The sequence below is a fragment of the Lactobacillus sp. W8174 genome, assembly GCF_016100975.1.
Classification (GTDB): domain Bacteria; phylum Bacillota; class Bacilli; order Lactobacillales; family Lactobacillaceae; genus Lactobacillus; species Lactobacillus juensis.
In genome coordinates, this window is record NZ_JACFRN010000002.1 from 55,913 (window position 1) to 73,727 (window position 17,815).

Below are 17,815 nucleotides of genomic sequence, written 5' to 3' on the forward strand. Positions count from 1 at the left end.
ACATGTTAGGATATTATTTCTGAAAGGAAGGGATGTTGGTATGGGAAGAGATTCGCACTTAACTAGGCAGGAATACCGTCAAAAATGCCGCCAAAAATCCCAGTCGCACACAAACAAAGCGCCAAAGGCAACGATTAGAGAAAATAATACTTCTCAAACTCGTGCTGACTACCGCCATTTAAAGTTAAATTTCTGGGATATTTTTGCAGATCGGCCATACATCGCGGTGGCAATAGTTGTTTTGGCCATTTTCTTAGTTATGGCTAAACTCTGGTGGCTTCTTGCTGCGCTGGCAATTGTGGTCGCAATTGGCATCTTTGTGATTGGCCGCAGTCATCATCCTAACCGTGTACTTAGCCTCGAATTTAAAATGAAGTCATCCCGGAAATTAAGCATGTTACGAGCTTTGCAATTTGGTGGCTCGATTATCATGTTTCTGGCAACTTATATGAAAAAAGTGGTAACAGTTAATTTTTCCACAGCTGGTTCGACTGATGGCTTGCAAGTCGTTCAGGGCATCTTGTCTAATCGTGGTGGCGTCTATGGTCAACAGGGATCATACTTCTTGAGTTTATTAAATACCCTAACTGGTGGACAGCTGTGGGGTAAATATCGTTATGCGGCTAACAGTGCCCAAATGATGAGCAGTGGTGCAGGTCGTTTAATTATTATGTGGGTTTTGCTTTTAATGATTGCACCAGCATTTTGCGTTTTAGCACAATTTTTTCGGGAACCATATTCGCGCAATACGGCTTTGGTAGCTTCAATCATTGCTACTGTCAGCTTCGTATTAACTCCTCGTTTATTGAGTAAGTGGATTGTAGAATACGCCGTCGAAAATCGTATGGCAAGTAGTCAAGCTCAGGCTGCCATTAGTGTCGGACCCATGGCCTATGTGGCAATGCTTTGCGCAATTTTAGTTTTAGTTATTTCAGTTTACCGGGTAATTAAAAAGGACAGATTTGTTTAAAATAGTCTTCTCATAATATTTAACTTAATTACCATTAATACTGGCACCTTAGTGGTGCTAGTTTTTTTGTGAAATTAATTTCTGAAAATGAAACAAATATTCCAAGTTGTGAAATACGTATTCACTTTCATAGAAAGCGGATACAAAAAATAAGAAAGATGTTATAAATATAAAAGTAAGCTAGCTTAGAAAATAACAGCTCAAGTTGGGCAGAGTGAATAAAGGAGAAGAATATGTCCGAAAAAGATAAACGTTATTCCGTAGTCATTGCAGGTGGCGGTAGTACTTATACCCCAGGATTTGTTTTGAGCTTAATTGCAAACCAGGACAGATTTCCACTAAGAAAGCTGAAATTTTATGATAACGATGCCGAAAGACAAAAGAAAATTGGTGATGCATGCGCAATCATTATGAAAGAACGTGTACCGCAAATTGAATTTTCGTATACGACCGATCCCAAAGAAGCATTCACAGATGTTGACTTCGTTATGGGATCAATTCGGGTTGGTAAATATCACATGCGCGAACTTGATGAAAAAATTCCCTTAAGATATGGCGTTAATGGTCAGGAAACAACCGGACCCGGAGGAATGGCATATGGGATGCGTTCTATTCCAGCTATTATTGAGATAATCGACTGGATGGAAAAGTATTCGCCGAACGCTTGGATGATTAACTATACTAATACGATAGCTATTGTTGCAGAAGCTTGCCGCAGATTAAGACCAAATGCTAAAGTAATTAATATTTGTGATATGCCAGTGGAAATTATGACTAGAATGGCCAAAATTTGTGGTTTAAATGACTACCATGATCTTGATGTTAACTACTATGGTCTGAACCACTTTGGCTGGTGGAAAGAAGTTCGTAATAAAAAGACTGGCAAAGACCTGATGCCATTACTCAAAAAATACGTTGCTCAAAATGGCTATTGGATCGGTGGTGAGTTTGATAAAGAGACAGAAAAAAGTTGGGCTGAAACTTTTAAAAAAGCTAAGGACTGCTATGCTCTTGATCCAGAAACCTTACCTAACACTTATATGCAATACTACTATTATCCACAATATGAAGTTCAAAACGCGGATCCTAGTCACACTAGAACAGATGAAATTCGTGAATATCGCCAAAAGATTGTCTTTGATGAATGTGCCAGAATTGTAAAAACAGGTACTGCTAAAGGCAATATTTGGGAAGCCAATGTCGAGCATTCTAACTATATTGTTGACATTTGTCATGCGATTGCTTATAACACTCACGAAAAATTCTTTGCTAACATTCCTAATAACGGTGCTATTGCTAACATCGATCCTGATTCTATTGTTGAAGTACCTTGCTGGTTTGGTGCAGATGGAGTTCAACCAATGGCAACTGGGATGGCCGGCAGATTCCAAAAGGGATTAATAGAAGAACAACAAGCTTGTGAAAAATTGGTAGTTGATGCTTATGAACAACATTCATATATCAAGATGTGGCAAGCATTTGCTCTTAATAAGACGGTACCAGATGCCTTAGTTGCTAAGAAGATTCTTGATGATATGATTCCGGAAAACAAGCCATACTGGCCAGAACTTAATTAGTGATTGGGGATGAAGTCTTATGATGCAAAAGTTTCAAAAGTTTGGTGCAGCAATGTTTGTACCAGTGCTTTTGTTTTCATTTGCTGGTATTGTGGTCGCTTTAGGTAGCTTATTTAACAATCAGGCAGTTTTCGGCTCTCTGGCAAATCCAGGAACGACTTGGTATTCGATTTGGGATACGATTAGCGCAGGTGGTTGGACAGTTTTTAAGCAAGAAGCTTTGCTTTTCGTTGTAGGTCTGCCAATTGGTTTAGCAAATAAATCCAGAGGTAGAGCTGCCATGGAAGCAGTAATTACCTACATGACTTACAACTATTTTGTAGGTGCGATTTTATCTCACTGGGGTGCCAGTTTTGGTATTCCTAACTTTGATAAGATCCAGATTGTGGAAAACTCCACTAACCACGGACTAACAGAAATAGCAGGTATCAAAACTCTGGACACTAGTATTATTGGTGCTCTAGTAGTTGCTGGTATAGTAATTTGGCTGCATAACCATTATTTTGATAAAAAATTGCCTGACTGGCTGGGAACCTTTCAAGGATCCACATATGTTTATATTTTGGGCTTTTTTACCATGATACCTTTAGCACTTATTACTTGCTGGGGCTGGCCTAAAGTGCAGTTAGGAATAACCGGAATGCAGCATTTTATCACTAATAGTGGCGTTATTGGAGTATGGATCTATAATTTTCTTAATCGTATCTTAATTCCAACTGGTCTCCATCATTTGGTATATATCCCCTTCCAATATGGTCCAGCCGTTGTTGCAGGGGGCTTACAACCATACTGGTTGAAACACCTAACCAAATTTGCATTAAGTACACGTCCATTAAAGCAATTAGCTCCTGAAATGGGCTTCCAATTATGGGGCAATGAAAAAGTATTCCTCGCACCAGTAATTTGCTTGGCGTTTTATGCAACTGCCAAAAAAAGTAAAAAGAAGCAAACTTCAGCTTTGTTAATTCCAGCAGCTTTAACTTCCTTTTTTGCTGGCATTACTGAGCCAATTGACTTTACCTACTTGTTTGCGGCTCCTGTTTTATGGGTAATTTATTCCTTACTTTCAGCAACTATGAACACTATTATGTTCAGTCTTGGTGTTGTGGGTAACTTTATATTTGGCAGTATTGATATGGCAGCAGAAAATTGGATACCACTTTGGGCCAATCACTGGCAAACATTTCTAGTCCAATTTACAGTTGGTATTATTTTTGCAATTTTAACCTTCTTCATTTTTAAATTTATGATTGTTAAGTTTGACTATGCTACTCCAGGAAGGGAAAAAGATGACGAAGATGTACATCTACTAAATAAAAAGGAATATCAAGCTAAAAAAGAATCAGCTGCTGCAGCAACAATTACTGCACAGCCAGTCAAAAAAGAGAAAGAAACTGATCCATACATTGAAAGAGCAACTGCCTTCTTAGATTTACTAGGTGGAAGTTCCAATATTAAAGAAATAAGCTCATGTGCTACGAGATTGCGTGTCACTGTGGCAGATCCTGATAAGATGGGCTCTGATGCTCAGTTTAAGGCAGCTAAGGCCGTTAATGTTGTCCATCACGGCAAAGCAGTACAGATAATAGTTGGCTTAGATGTCGCCCAAGTACTAGAGGCAATGCAAGAATTAAGAAAGCAGGATAACAAGTAAAATTAATTATGACTAGAACGCTTGTATAGGTAAAAGAAATTTGTCATATGTAAAATTACTTTATATGGAGCGTTGATCTATGTCAAAATTAGAATATTTAGTCTATCAAAATAGTAGTAAATTGAATGATTCTGAGATTAGAATCATTCAGTTTGTTATCAATAATGCAAAACTATGTCAAAAATTAAGCCTTTCGGAATTATCCCAAAAATTATATGTTTCTCGATCTGCTATTTTTCGTATGTGTAAGCACTTGGGTTTGAGCGGATATAATGAATTGAAATTTTACTTAATTGAAGTTATCCAGGAAAAAGAGCAAAATTCTAGAAATGAAGCAGTGCCTGACAACTTTGGCGCAAACGTAATAAAAGAAATCGAAAACTTACATAAAAATTTTAAAATTCTTAAGTTAGATGAATTTTACATTGAGTTAAATAACGCTAAGCATATTTATATATACTCTACCGGCTGGATCCAACAGATGTTGTCCAATTATCTTTCTCATGAGTTATTACTATTTGGAATTTCATCAATAGTTTTGCCAGCCGCTGTCAGTGAATTGGAAATGGTAGGAAAAATAGCAGAAAAAGGCGACATGCTCTTTATTATTTCTTACACGGGCAATAATAAAGAAATTAACGATGAACTGGGTAAATTTGAGATGGTTAACAACAAATTGCGTTATGTATCCTTTACAGACTTAAAGCAAAATAAGCTTGCTTCGCTTTCTGATTATAATTTCTACTATCCCACCATAAAATTTTCGTCTAGAAATGACGTTTCATTTATACTGGCTTATACCTTAGTTGATTTCATCATAAATAAGTTTGGCATTTGGCAAAAAGAAAAAAGTGATAAAAATGGTAAGTAAGATAAATAACTTTTTGATTGGTTTTTTGGATAGAGCTCATTTAGACACCAAAAAAATTTTGACAACCTATATCTATGCTTTAATTTTAATTCCCTTGTTTTTCGGCAGCTTTATAACTTTTGCATTATCTATTGCTAATCAAAACATCAATGTAGTCTTGAATAATACACCTTTGATTGCAATAGATATGATAGTAGCTCTTACGGATTTTATTATGGGTTATTATATTTGGCTCAAGAAAGATTTGATTCTTAAACATGAGGGCAATTATCGCTTTTTGATGTTCAGTCAGGCGATTAGTCAGTTAATGGTCGGTAACATTTTTTGCTTGATTTTGGCGCTTTTTGGGATCATACGTATTAATGAGCAATCTGACAAATTAAAATGTCAAAACAATTTTATCAAATTACCTGCTTTTATCTTTTTGACTATTTTTGGTTTTTGTTTAGTTTTAACGATTAGTATATTTATTAGAAAATAGGTAGAATTAATGTTTAAAATATTTAAAAAACGCGGTTTTACAGTGGTTGCAGCTTGTGATGGAAGACTAATGCCAATTACAGATGTGAAAGATGAAGTTTTTTCTCAGAAAATGCTAGGAGATGGATACGCTATTAAGCCTACAGCTGGCAAAATTTATTCTCCTGTTGCAGGAACAGTCACCACAGTCTTTCCCACTAAGCATGCAATCGGCATTACTACTGATAATAATTTAGAAATATTGGTTCATTTAGGAATTGATACTGTTGAATTAAAAGGTGAGCCCTTCAAAGTGGCTGTTAAGCAGGGTGACACTGTTAAGCAGGATGATTATTTGGCAAGTATGAATACAGAACTGATTACGACTGAAAATTATGATGATACAGTAATAGTTGTTTATACTAATATGGATGTCATAAAATCTGTTTCTGATGTGTCCGCCGGTGATACGACTCACGGTGACACAGTTCAGACTCTTCAGTTTAATGCTTAATTATTTTTAAATAAGATGCTTCGACTAGTTAAATAAATTAAAACCCTGTGTTTTAATTGCAATTTTAACTACCTCGGAGCGTTTTTTACTTAATATTGTAAAAGTATAGGTTTGAGTTTAGAATCAAGTTAAATAAAAAATATCATCTGTTTAAAATTTTTTTTGACTTAAATTGTAAATAGGAAGGGATTATTTATGCTTAATGATATCGTTCTGATTTTGCTAATAGTTGATGCTATTTACTTAATATATCTAGTTTGTATCAGATTAACACACAAAACACCGCAGAATTCTAAACTTATCCAATTTTATCAGAAGGAGCATTTACGGTGGGCTAAAGTTAAGTACTTCTTCCTTGTAATTCCTATTGTTTTATTTCTTCTGCCATATGATAATAGCTGGAATAATTATGTAACATCCTTGTTTGTGCGCATTATTGGAATTGTTTTGTGGACGTTGATATTTGTGATTGGTGACTTTCTCGATGGGAAAATGTATCACTGGTTTTTCAAAAAATAATACGGATAAGTAAAAAAACATAGAGTCTGGGAAAAAAGTGTTCTTTGAAGTTAAATTAAAAAATTTCACAATTTAAAAAAACCGACAAATCAACGTTTTATTGACGTGATTTGTCGGCCTTTTTTAGTTAGGTTAGAGTTTTTTCCCAGACTCTTTAAAGTGAAACTATTTTTATTATTTGAGTTGTTTGAATTAAAATAATATTATTAAGCTTGCATTTGACGCAAAGCTTCCGTTGTAACTTTTGATACATTAATTTTATTTTTCTTAGCCCAATTATTTAGATCCTCTGGCAATGAAATATTTCGCCGGACAGTTTTACTATATTTATTACGCCACTTTGTCATATTAACTTTAACCCAAGATATTTGCTGATTTTTTTCCAACTTCCACTTTGTTGGATCCTGAACTCTAGGATAGCCTTGAAGGTCAAGCATTGTTGCCATTGCATCTTCTGCATGATAAAGAGCTTCACCTATTGTTTGACCATCAGTGACTAAACCTTGGATGTTAGGTGACGTAATTGCATAATAATGTCCTGATTCGTCGTTACACTTTTCTATAATAACAGGATAAGCTGCAATTTCTTGTTTCATGTTAATTTAAATATGCCAAGTAAGAAACATTAATTTTTAACCAGTTCCCATGGCATACTCATAACCTTCCTTCTTAGTTTTCAAATATTATACACCATTAATGTGTATAACACGTTCGAATTCCAAGAGCAATGTATATTTTTGACTGCTTAATAGATATTACACAATTAATAATTGGCTTCTGGAAATTTTATAGAAAAATATACAAATAACTGGGCTTTAATCTAAAAAGCTTTTGACTATGAAATTGTTTAAGCTTTAGATATTCAAACCAATTTTATCTAAAAATTTGGCAGTCAATTTTCTTTTTTTTGGCCTTCCTTTAACGGTTTTAATTAAACCCTCTTTTTCTAAATCTTCTATAGCAGTTTTTACCTTTTTAGTTGATATTTTTTCTGTGCTTTTGATAAAACTAATTAAACTTGTGTCTTGAACGCTGCCATCAAAACTATTGAATAAAAATGACTGTGCATATACATATAAGATATTGAATTCAAAGTTAAGATAATCCAAATCTTCTAATTTCTTTTTGACAAAATTTAAAATGTTATGGTCATCTTTTAAATTACCTAGGACATATTTTTGTCCAGAAACTAAGTATTTTAGCAAACTGATAACGAATAGTGTGATTTCACCGTAATTTTTTTCATTTTCAACTTCTTGAAATTCTTTATAATATCTTGCCTTTTTTTGATTGATCTGATAAGAAAAGCTGACAGCAGTATAAGGGTCAACTTTTTTTCCAATATAACTGCAAAAGAGATACCTTCCTAACCTGCCATTGCCGTCATAAAAAGGATGAATATATTCAAAATAATAGTGAACAACACAGGCCTTTAAAATAGGATCATATTTATCCAAATTAATAAATTTTAGCCAATTTTTTAATTGCTGATTTATCTCATCTTCGCTGTTTTTGGGAAGATGAACAGTTTGAACTGAGTTGCCAAGTCTGACAAAACCATCCCTAAATAGTTTGCCGTCGGGTAAGTTACTTTTTGCTATTTCACCTTTTAATAAAGAGTCATATAATATTCTGATATCTTTTAGCTCATTAAGTTGATATGTTTTACCGTTTTCAATATCAAAATACATTTTAGCAAAAGATTGGAAACGCACAGTTTTATTATGATTATTAATATTTTCTACGGCTCTGTTAATTTCCTGTATAGTAGCAGCAACATTTTCAATATCATTTGTACCTTTAATTTCTTTAATTAACAAATCAATGAAAAATTGCTCTCTGGCAACATCTGGAAGCTTGCCAATGAATGCTTTGATTTGAGCAGAGTTCTCTCTAATGACAGTTAGCAGTGAATTATAATCTTCAATTTGTACCAAAAAAAGTGGCAATTGTGTAGGTATTCTAATTTGTTCGTGCACATCTATGGGGTTTATTGCTAACGGAAACTTAATTGTGCCATAGCCTTTAAATCTTTTATTTAATTCATTATCAATTGGTTGACCAGGATGTTGGTAAGAATAAATTCTTAATAAGTGATATTTAGTCATAATTTTGTTGCTTTTCTATAAATAAATCATAAAAACGACTTTTTTTGAATTTAATTTTGAGTATATACTATATCAATTCAAATTATTGCGATTTTAGCAAAAAAATAAAAAAGGCACATCAAAATACGAAATATATTTTATCGAACCAAAAAATTATAAAGCTGTTGAACTTTTTAGATAATTTACTTGATTGCTCTTCTCGAAGTAGAGTAGGCGCAATTATAGGGCTTATCTGACTCTAAATCTCGACCATTAAAAGAATTACAAATTCAGCATGCTTAAAACTTCCATAAATGGAATAAATATTTCCAAATATGGTATAATATATTTGGAAAATAATTTGAGAAATGAGTATTTTAAAATGAGCGCAACAATTACAAAATTACTAAATAGTAAACACGTTTCGGTAAGGGAAGTTGCCGAAAAGAGTCACGTTTCAGAAAGTACACTGAGAAAAGCAATTGCCAGGCCTATTGAAGCTTGGTCAATCAGAATTCTTGACGCTTTCGCGGTCGGTTTAGATAAAAGAGCTGGTGATTTATTAAATATGTTAAAACCGCAATCATATAATTTAGAAATTGATGACGAAACACAGACCATTCAGGGTGTCTTTATACCAGATAAAGAAATGTACTTCGAAATTCGGGGAGTAGTGGAAGCCAGTCATTTAGAGGGCTGGAACCCCACTAAGGAAGATATTCAAGCCGTCTTGGACGGGGTTGTAAACCCTGATCCAGAAGAAGTTAAGGAAATTGCTGCAATTTGGGATAGTAACAATGAGTGACTGGATAAAAGATACGCTGTATCCTAACGGCACTTTGAAAAACAAATATCATATTCGAGATCAGCAAAAGCTTGAACAGGTAGAGTATTTGGAAGCAACACGGAGAGCAGCAATTTTTCTCCACTCTAAGCCCCAAATTAAAAAGATTCAGGATATAAAAAAGATTCATAAAATCATGTTTGGTCGTTTATATGATTGGGTCGGAAAATATCGGCCGGGTAATTTTCCAAAAAACGGTTATGACTTTTGTGATTATTCAAGATTTGGATATGCGGAAGACAATATTAATAATATTATGGAAAATCTGCCGCAAAAGAAGGCCTTAAAAGCCCAAGACTATGCGAAGCTGTTAGATGAAATCAACTTTATGCACCCGTTTAGAGAGGGCAACGGCCGAAGCTGTAAAGTTTTTCTTTCAGCATATGCTGCAAACCATGGCCAAGTGATTGACTACCCACGAAAAAATGAAGAGTTGATCCCAGCGCAAATGGACGCTGATTTGGCAAGAATTTCACAATTAATTAAGGTTCAAAATATGCCTAGCCGAGAGAATGCTTTTACTATATTAGTTAATAGGTATCGCAAAGAACAACATGTGTCAGATTAAGATGAAGTTTTTGGATTAGATTAGAAAGCAGGATAAATCAATTGAAGTATGAAGACAAGTTCAGACTAACGCCTGAAGAAAATAGACGCTTTGCCAAAACTAATTTAACCAAATTAGTCTTCACGAACTCACGCTTTGAAGGCCTGACTACCACTATGCCACAGACCCAGACAATCATTGATGGTCTGGGCGTTGACGGCGTTCCAATCGATGATATTAATATTATTGTTCAATTGAAGCGAGGCTGGCAGTTCGCTATCAATGAAAAGAAGCCCCTGGACTTAAATATGGAAAAGAAGCTTAATGCGATTGTTGCACGCGATACGGCTGCCTTTCCAGGATATTTGCGTAATGGTTCAGGCGGTGTAGCAACTTACTGGGGCGAGTTTGAACCACCTTTGATCGAAGAGAACAAGGAACAGAAATATTTAAAGCAGTTGTTAGTCAGTGATCGTACTGCCACCGATAAGGCACTAACTCTGATGTATCACAATATGCGCCAGCAAATGTTCTACGATGGCAACAAGCGAACCGCCACAATTGCAGCTAACAAGATAATGATTGATAACGGAGCCGGTCTGATTAACGTACCGCTTGATAAGTGGCCAACGTGGCAGCAAAAGCTGGCAGATTATTACTTTTCCAATGACATGACTGACCTCAAGGACTGGACCTATCAAAATGGTATTTTCGGTATGGAGCCAAATTTGCAGGCGCGGGCACAGCACAAGAGCCAGGAACAATCGGCTACTGATGAAAAAGAAACTATTGCCGAATTTAAAAAGATGCTCAAATCAGCTAAGAAGAGCAAACAGAATAAAAAGCAGCAGAGGCTTAATCGTGACGATGGACTTGAGCTTTAGTTAGCTAAAAATATTAGCTTAAATTAAGAAGGTATTACAGTGGAATACGGACAAAAGTTAGCTGCGCTTGCAAACCTAAAAAATAAGATGGATACCTATAGACCATTATCCCCGCTAGAAGTAAAGCAGCTTGAGCAAAATATCAGAATTAAGCACGTATGGTCTTCTGCTGCAATTGAGGGCAATACGATGACCGAAGCTGAAACTGCCGAGATTCTTAATGATGGGCTAGACGCAACTATTCACGGTAAAACCATCAAGGAAACACTGGAGATTATTAACTTAAATGAAGCTTATAGCTATATGCAAGATTTAGCAACCAAAAAACAGCCGATTCGCAATGAGGATATTAGAAACTTGAACCGAATTGCAACTTTGACAACAATCCAACCTCAAGAAGAAGCCGGTAAATATCGCAATATTGATGTATATCCTTATGGCTCAGAATCACGTCCTTATGCCTACTTTTATGAAATACCCGAGAAAATGCAGCAATTACAAGCTTGGAGTAATGAAGTACAAGACAAGTTGCACCCGGTACAGTATGCGACCGACTTGCACCAAAAATTCGTTACTATTCACCCGTTTAAAGATGGCAACGGACGTACAGCACGGCTTTTAATGAACTTAGTCTTAACTGAAAATGGTTATCCAGTGGTTAATGTTAATCCAGCTAAACCCGCACGAGAGCAATACATGAAAGCCTTAGCCGTTTCCCAGCAGCCCAATAATGATCCTCAACCATTTAGAAATTTAATCGCTGATTATGTAGAAACAGAACTAAAAAATCGGATTTTGAGTCTGCAATATGCTAAGAAAAATGAAGAGGAAGCTCAAAAAGATTTCAAAAACAGTCAACTTGATTGAGACAAGTTACAGAAAGAATATGAGGCCCCTAAGAAAAAACAGCAGGAGTTTGATCGTGACGATGGATCTGAGCTTTAATTAGCTCCTCCAAAAACTTTATTATAGGATCCAGCAATTGTAATTAATCATATATGATTAAGAGAAGCATATAATAATGCCTTTGCTGACACAAATACTGTATCAGCAGCTTCTGCTGGTAACTCTGCTTACGCTCAACTATCTAATGTCTTAAGTCAAGACGTTGTAAATAAAATTGACCCGTATACAGAAGTTAAAAATAATAAATATGTTCTTAATGACGATGTTAAAAAGGTTATTATTCAGACTGAATATTTCTCCGCTCAAGAAGTAATAGTCCATCAATCAACTTATTAGTGGATCATTTTTTAATAAATAAAAGCACAAAAAATGCAACTCTAGAATTTGAAATTAATAATTCTGGAAAATTAGTTAGAGTTGTACCATCAACTGAAAATTCCATAATTCAACCCCTTACTATCAATTCAAATTTAATTATAGAAAATATTGCCTTATTCCTAAATAATGATGTGAACCTCAAATTAATCTTCAAAGCAATCGAATATTTAGTCATGAAAAAAGTGCTCCTAATAATCGGATTAATGTCTAACTATTACGGAGCACTTCACTTTTTAGTTCTACTTCAATTTCGGGGTTTTGTTTTAGGTTAAGCAACATTTTGATAAAAATTAACGCTTATCTAAAATTTGATATGCTTTAGATAGCAAGTTATCCAAGTCTTTATCACTAACATGTCCAACAATTTTACCATTTCGACCGGAAAAATCATAATTAGGCATTTGAAAAGTAACTACACTACCAGATATCCCACTGCTGATATCAGCAAGACGATAGTATAGACCACGATTATCTTTTTTAAGATCATGAGTAAGAGGCATGCAGATAACGAGTCCTGTTTTTTGATTATATGCATTATTTGATATAACTATCGCTGGTCTTTGAATATTGCCAGATTGGGAATTATGACCGCCTTCTTCTCGTCCTGCATGTGATTCAGCATCTATTTAAATAATATCTCCTTGTTTGGGTGCTACCACGGAATATTCTCCTTACCAGCCTGCATAGTATCAGGGTTACCTACTTGTTCAATTTCTTTTTTAAAATCAATATCGTCGTATTTTCCATTAAACCACGGATTAGAGTCAATAGCTTTCTTATAGATTAAAGTATCGTTATCTTTTTGAAACAATTCAAATCGTTCACCAAGTTTAACCCCCGCCTTACTTGGAACCGTGAGGGCTATGGAATTACCAACTTTTCTAACAGAAAAGCTACCTAGTTTCTTTTCCATTACTATCAACTCCCTAATTTATGTTAGTACAAGTATACACCGCACCCGATGAGATTTCGATTATGTCTCTGGAAAATTTAGGTGATCTTGATTTTAAGTAGCAATATAGTCTTAATAGCGACTTAGCACATTTAATATAATATTTTCAATGTGATAATGCCCTAAAACAAAAATATATAGATAAATCATGAGCCAAAAGCTTAATTAAATGTCTAATATAATTTTTAAATAAAAGAGCCCCAAATTTAGAACAACTTTTGGAGGCTCAGTACATATTGTGTTTATATTTATTATCTTTTTGCCCTGAAAAAGATAATTTCTCTTGCAGCAATGATCAAACCGGATGATTGATAGATAGTCAAATGCACTTTTTTTGCACGGACATCTCGCAGACCAACCACCTTGTTTTTCGTGTCAGCTTTCCACTGCAAGTGGTCTGCATAGGTAGTATATTGCTCGCCATCCGTTGAAACAGCAATTGATATTGCAAGAGGATCACCATTATGATCAATATTTCGTGGCACATAGACCATTCTGCTTAATTTCTCAACCTTTTCAAAAGTAAAGGTTAGTTCCAGTGGTTGTTCAGGTGAAATTGATTGATCTGTTTGCCATTCGCTTGCCAGTTTAAGATCAGTTAAATAAGACAGGGGATGATTTTCTTTGCTGGTATAGTTGCAAGTCACATCAATGTTTTCAATAGCATAATCTTTAGCAGCGTGCTTGGTAATAACGCCGAAAAGATCAGACCATTCAGAAACTTTATTTCCTATTACATACCGCATTCTAATGATATAGCGAGTATTGGGAGTTAATTCGTGAAAAGTGAAATTTTTGCCGGTAATGCCCACATAAAGGAGATTATTAACTTCTATCTGAACTGCACTTTCATGAGGCCAGGCAAGTTCGAACGAATGAGCTGAAATTTTACTTGAATCAACTGCCGGCAATTTAGGTGAAGGCAATACGCCACTGGTAATTTCATGTACTAAAACTTTCTTGCCATAATTAAAATTGTGCACTGTAATTTCGATTTTAGTTGTGGTAATGTCTCGACTTGCTAATTTTATTTGCAGGGCAGTTTGTGTGCTCTTGTGATATTGCTTAAATTCATCTAAGCCATAATTAGTATTGTAAAAAATACCTTCACGAGCATGGTTGAAAGCGTCCAGCGAGCCGTATTCTTCCACTGGGACAACTTGATCGTTAATTTTAATAGTGATGCGATCAGGGTAGGAATCACACATAATAGTCAGCTTAGTAGGCTGTTCAACATCTTGGTTTTCCCAGTTGCCTTCAACTGGTGGAATAGTTACCAGCAACGTTTCATTTTCAGTTTTACTAAAAATTTTTGTAGTGGAATTATAGGATTCAGCGGCTTGAGAGTTATCGTTGTATATAACTGTCTCGCTTTGATCTTGTGGGTAAAGCAGAAAATCACGATTGCCCCAGTCAAAAATACTGCCGCCGCGAACAAAGACTGGCAGGTGCCATAATGGAAAAGATAAATTATTGTAGACCTTGCCACCGGCATATTTTTTACCTGTAAAAAGATCAATCCACATTGTCTTCTTTCCGGGTAAATACAGATTATCTTTGCGTGAATCTCCGTTTTCATCTTCACGACCATTAGTAATTGGTGCAATTAACAAATCGGAGCCTAACATGAATTCATTGCCAAACTGTGCTGTGTAATTAGCCAGCTCGTCTGGAAAGTCGCTAAAAAGGGGACGCATGATTAATGCGCCATTTTTTGCCTGTTCATTTAGTGTATATAGGTAGTTAGTCAAATGCTGGCGTAATTTGAGGTAAGCCAAATTAATGTCGGTTATTTTCCTATTATAAGCAAACGGGTTTTTACTGAAGTTGCCCTGATCATCGAAGTTAAAGAGCAGTGGGGTAAAACATTTCCATTCAAAATCACGGACATTGATTTGTGCATTGCCACCGCCTTCTAGTCCATCAACTGCTGCACCAACTAAAGGCTGACCTGAAAGATTTGCTCCGAGCATACCAGCTACTTGTGTAGCAACATTGCCCCAGTTGCCGCCAACATCACCGAAGATCAGTGCGGCGTTTTTTTGCATGCCGGTACTGCCGCTGTCAGCCAGCACTAGTGAATGCTTTGTTTGTGAATCGCTTTGAAGCTGTGCTTTATCTTTAGTCGCTATTTCATTAGTAGTAAAAGTAAAAGCAGTTTTTTCCGGTAATTCAACTTCACTTTGGTGCCAAAATCCGGGATGAACGTCTTGGTTTAACGCATATTCATTAAAGAAACTGAGAGCTTGTTGATTGTTGGCTTGAACACCATAATTGGGCACAAACCAGCTCAAAGGAAAATGCATGGCGTGATAGCGATCAATTAGTGCCCGCGCGGAAAACTGGTAGTTTTCTTCGCCGTTAAGTGAAGCTTTGCCCGATGCGGCTTTTTCATCTTTTGTACGAGTATAATAATTATTGCCAATTTTACTGGCATTGCGCTCTTTAGCCTGACTTGGCTGCCATAAGGTTGTGCAGAAATTGCCAATATGACCCAAGCCTAAGGCGTATTTGGGCAGTAACATTGGTTTACCCGTTAAAGTATAATAGTGCTGCAAAATTTCCTGAGGATTAGTACCAAGAAGGTAAAATGCATCAAAAACTGCATCTTGGTGGGTGAGAATAGTAACTCCTCTTTTAGTTTTGCCAAAATCATAAGTTCCTGCTGCAGTAGTGTTTCTTAATTCGCCATAACCAGCATTCGACCAGAAAAAGGGGACAGGCATAATGACGCCACCCTTACCGGTTATTTGGTCATGCTTAATTGCGATTTTGTGTCCTCTGTGACTAAAGTAACCGTTTTGCAAGCCACCACCATAAAAAAATTCATTTTTATTTTCTGTTAAAAACTCACGGGTTCTGGTAGAACTAAGTTCAAGCGGCTGAGTTTGGTGCATCCTGTTATGGTGCAATGATTCATCAAAAATACTTATGACAGCTGGATTTTGTCCAAAAATAATTTGGTAATTGCCAGTATGGATAATTAAGGAATCATTGGTGGCTCTGACCTGCGACTTTGCAAAGGCAGAATTATCAAACTGGGCTATGTGAATAGTTTCCGTTCGATTTTCAGTAAAATTTTGCTCGGGATCAATTAAAAGACGAAAAATGCCGTCAGATAAGACGTAAAAACGAGCAATTTCGCCTGTAGCAAAATGTAATTCGTAATAATGGTCACACTTGCTGGCACCAGTAAGTGCTCCTAGTTGATGTTGATTTGTTTGCGTATTTTGAATCATATTTCTTGTTTCCTAATTAGTTACCTATACCACTATTATAACTAAAAAATAAAAAGTTTCTGTACTATTTGAAATTGAACTGGTAAATACCAGTTGATTAAGCTAAAATTAAGCTATAAATACGAGTTTTATTTTAAAAAGAAAGGCAAAAATATTATGACTTATTATATTCATGCAGATAAATTCTTTCTTGAAAATGTGACAGAACAAGGTGGTTACCTAGAAGTTCAAGATGACGGCAAATTTGGCTTTTACTATACTGAAGATCAAAAACCTGCAGGCAAAATAGTAGACTATAAAGGCAAATGGATTGCACCAGGACTGGTTGACACGCATGTACATGGTTCACTAAAAGAAGACGTGATGAAAAGTGACTGGGAGGGAATTAATCGCCTGTCAGAAGGCTTTTTACGGTCTGGCGTTACCAGCTGGCTGCCAACGACTTATACTGCCGGTGCAGATACACTAACTAAAATCTGCCGAATGTTTGGTGCTCATAAAGGTGAAGAAACTGGTGCTAAAATTCAAGGGCTGCATTTTGAAGGACCATACTTTACTGCAGAACATGCTGGTGCAGAAAACCCTAAATATTTGATTGATCCTGATATTAATCAATTTAATGAGTGGCGTGAAGAATCTAAAGGGCTGCTGAATAAAATATCTCTTGCGCCTGAGAGAAAAGGTGCCCGGGAATTTATCCGTGCTGCTGTTAAAGAGGGTGTGGTTGTTTCTTTGGGACACTCGAGTGCTGACTTTGAAGAAGCTAAAGCCGGTGTTGAAGCTGGTGCAACAATGTTTACTCATACTTTTAACGGAATGCCTGATCCGTCACACCACGATACATCAATTTCTAACGCTGCGATGGCTCTGCATAATGTAACCGATGAGTTGATCTGTGACGGTCACCATGTTCAAAAAGAAATGGTACGGGCATTGGTTCAGCTTAAAGGTGCTGAACACATTTGTTTAATCACAGATTGTATGGAAGCTGGCATGATGCCTGACGGTGACTATATGTTAGGTGAATTGCCTGTTTATGTTAAAGAGGGCATGGCTCGTTTGAAAGGTGGCAATAATTTAGCCGGCAGTATTTTGCAATTAAAGACTGCGGTCAAGAATGTTGTTGACTGGAATGTTGCTACCCCTGAAGATGCTGTTATGATGGCTTCTTATGTTCCTGCTAAGAGTGCGCACGTACTAGATAAATGTGGTTCAATTGCACCTGATAAAGATGCCGATTTCTTAGTATTAAACCCTGACATGACTTTAAGTGAAACTTATTTAAATGGTGAGTCACGCTACCAGGCATAAAGCAGCTTATTAATTATTATATAGAATAAAAAACCAATTCATTAAGTTGAATTGGTTTTTTATTTGCACAGTTTTTAATAAAAGTATATTTAAGCACTTATTA

General features: G+C 35.9%; 17 protein-coding genes. 12 read left to right on the forward strand and 5 right to left on the reverse strand.

The features are described 5' to 3' along the window. Positions 1 to 40 precede the first annotated feature (40 nt). From H3U49_RS03260 to H3U49_RS03290, 7 genes are all read left to right on the forward strand, one after another. Positions 41 to 970 (forward strand): cytochrome C5, encoded by a 930-nt coding sequence (locus H3U49_RS03260; RefSeq protein ID WP_198179653.1) that lies wholly within the window; start codon positions 41 to 43, stop codon positions 968 to 970. Positions 971 to 1,203: 233 nt separating this feature from the next. After that, positions 1,204 to 2,547, forward strand: coding sequence for a 6-phospho-alpha-glucosidase (locus H3U49_RS03265; protein ID WP_198179655.1), 1,344 nt, complete (start codon positions 1,204 to 1,206; stop codon positions 2,545 to 2,547). Between the two features lie 19 nt (positions 2,548 to 2,566). Beyond that, the gene (locus tag H3U49_RS03270; RefSeq protein ID WP_198179657.1) at positions 2,567 to 4,201 is read left to right on the forward strand and encodes an alpha-glucoside-specific PTS transporter subunit IIBC; all 1,635 of its coding nucleotides are present in this window, start codon (positions 2,567 to 2,569) and stop codon (positions 4,199 to 4,201) included. 79 nt (positions 4,202 to 4,280) lie between these two features. After that, the gene (locus H3U49_RS03275; RefSeq protein WP_198179659.1) at positions 4,281 to 5,072 is read left to right on the forward strand and encodes a MurR/RpiR family transcriptional regulator; all 792 of its coding nucleotides are present in this window, start codon (positions 4,281 to 4,283) and stop codon (positions 5,070 to 5,072) included. Then, positions 5,062 to 5,553, forward strand: coding sequence for a hypothetical protein (locus H3U49_RS03280; protein WP_198179661.1), 492 nt, complete (start codon positions 5,062 to 5,064; stop codon positions 5,551 to 5,553). The genes H3U49_RS03275 and H3U49_RS03280 overlap by 11 nt, the downstream gene beginning before the upstream one ends. A gap of 9 nt (positions 5,554 to 5,562) precedes the next feature. Continuing rightward, the gene (locus H3U49_RS03285; protein ID WP_198179663.1) at positions 5,563 to 6,045 is read left to right on the forward strand and encodes a PTS glucose transporter subunit IIA; all 483 of its coding nucleotides are present in this window, start codon (positions 5,563 to 5,565) and stop codon (positions 6,043 to 6,045) included. 195 nt (positions 6,046 to 6,240) lie between these two features. Beyond that, positions 6,241 to 6,564, forward strand: a complete 324-nt coding sequence (locus tag H3U49_RS03290; RefSeq protein ID WP_198179665.1) for a hypothetical protein — start codon at positions 6,241 to 6,243, stop codon at positions 6,562 to 6,564. Between the two features lie 206 nt (positions 6,565 to 6,770). On the opposite strand, the gene H3U49_RS03295 is transcribed toward H3U49_RS03290, so the two are convergent. Together H3U49_RS03295 and H3U49_RS03300 are read right to left on the reverse strand one after the other, a co-directional pair. After that, positions 6,771 to 7,160 carry a type II toxin-antitoxin system HicB family antitoxin gene (locus H3U49_RS03295; protein WP_198179667.1) on the reverse strand — a complete coding sequence of 130 codons (390 nt, stop codon included), beginning with the start codon at positions 7,158 to 7,160 and terminating at the stop codon, positions 6,771 to 6,773. 258 nt (positions 7,161 to 7,418) lie between these two features. Then, complete coding sequence (locus H3U49_RS03300; protein ID WP_198179669.1) at positions 7,419 to 8,672, reverse strand: Fic family protein; 1,254 nt, start codon at positions 8,670 to 8,672, stop codon at positions 7,419 to 7,421. Between the two features lie 361 nt (positions 8,673 to 9,033). Here H3U49_RS03300 and H3U49_RS09875 point away from each other — a divergent pair, with 361 nt between their 5' ends. The 4 genes from H3U49_RS09875 to H3U49_RS03320 are packed head-to-tail and all read left to right on the forward strand — an operon-like array spanning position 9,034 to position 11,793. Then, on the forward strand, positions 9,034 to 9,456 hold the full coding sequence (locus tag H3U49_RS09875) for a helix-turn-helix transcriptional regulator (RefSeq protein WP_232347618.1): 423 nt from the start codon (positions 9,034 to 9,036) through the stop codon (positions 9,454 to 9,456). Beyond that, positions 9,449 to 10,063, forward strand: coding sequence for a Fic family protein (locus H3U49_RS03310; protein WP_198179671.1), 615 nt, complete (start codon positions 9,449 to 9,451; stop codon positions 10,061 to 10,063). Before H3U49_RS09875 ends, H3U49_RS03310 begins: the two co-directional genes overlap by 8 nt. 41 nt (positions 10,064 to 10,104) lie before the next feature. After that, a complete protein-coding gene (locus tag H3U49_RS03315) occupies positions 10,105 to 10,926 on the forward strand; it encodes a Fic family protein (protein ID WP_198179673.1) in 822 nt (273 codons plus the stop codon). A gap of 39 nt (positions 10,927 to 10,965) precedes the next feature. Further along, on the forward strand, positions 10,966 to 11,793 hold the full coding sequence (locus tag H3U49_RS03320) for a Fic family protein (protein WP_370567297.1): 828 nt from the start codon (positions 10,966 to 10,968) through the stop codon (positions 11,791 to 11,793). 707 nt (positions 11,794 to 12,500) lie between these two features. Here the strand turns inward: H3U49_RS03320 and H3U49_RS03325 are convergent. From H3U49_RS03325 to H3U49_RS03335, 3 genes are all read right to left on the reverse strand, one after another. Further along, on the reverse strand, positions 12,501 to 12,836 hold the full coding sequence (locus H3U49_RS03325) for a type II toxin-antitoxin system PemK/MazF family toxin (protein ID WP_198180071.1): 336 nt from the start codon (positions 12,834 to 12,836) through the stop codon (positions 12,501 to 12,503). Between the two features lie 26 nt (positions 12,837 to 12,862). Beyond that, on the reverse strand, positions 12,863 to 13,123 hold the full coding sequence (locus tag H3U49_RS03330) for a hypothetical protein (RefSeq protein WP_198179675.1): 261 nt from the start codon (positions 13,121 to 13,123) through the stop codon (positions 12,863 to 12,865). A gap of 290 nt (positions 13,124 to 13,413) precedes the next feature. After that, on the reverse strand, positions 13,414 to 16,401 hold the full coding sequence (locus H3U49_RS03335; protein ID WP_198179677.1) for a TIM-barrel domain-containing protein: 2,988 nt from the start codon (positions 16,399 to 16,401) through the stop codon (positions 13,414 to 13,416). Positions 16,402 to 16,557: 156 nt separating this feature from the next. Between H3U49_RS03335 and nagA the strand changes: the two genes are divergently transcribed. After that, on the forward strand, positions 16,558 to 17,712 hold the full coding sequence (gene nagA, locus H3U49_RS03340) for an N-acetylglucosamine-6-phosphate deacetylase (protein ID WP_198179678.1): 1,155 nt from the start codon (positions 16,558 to 16,560) through the stop codon (positions 17,710 to 17,712). Positions 17,713 to 17,815 lie beyond the last annotated feature (103 nt).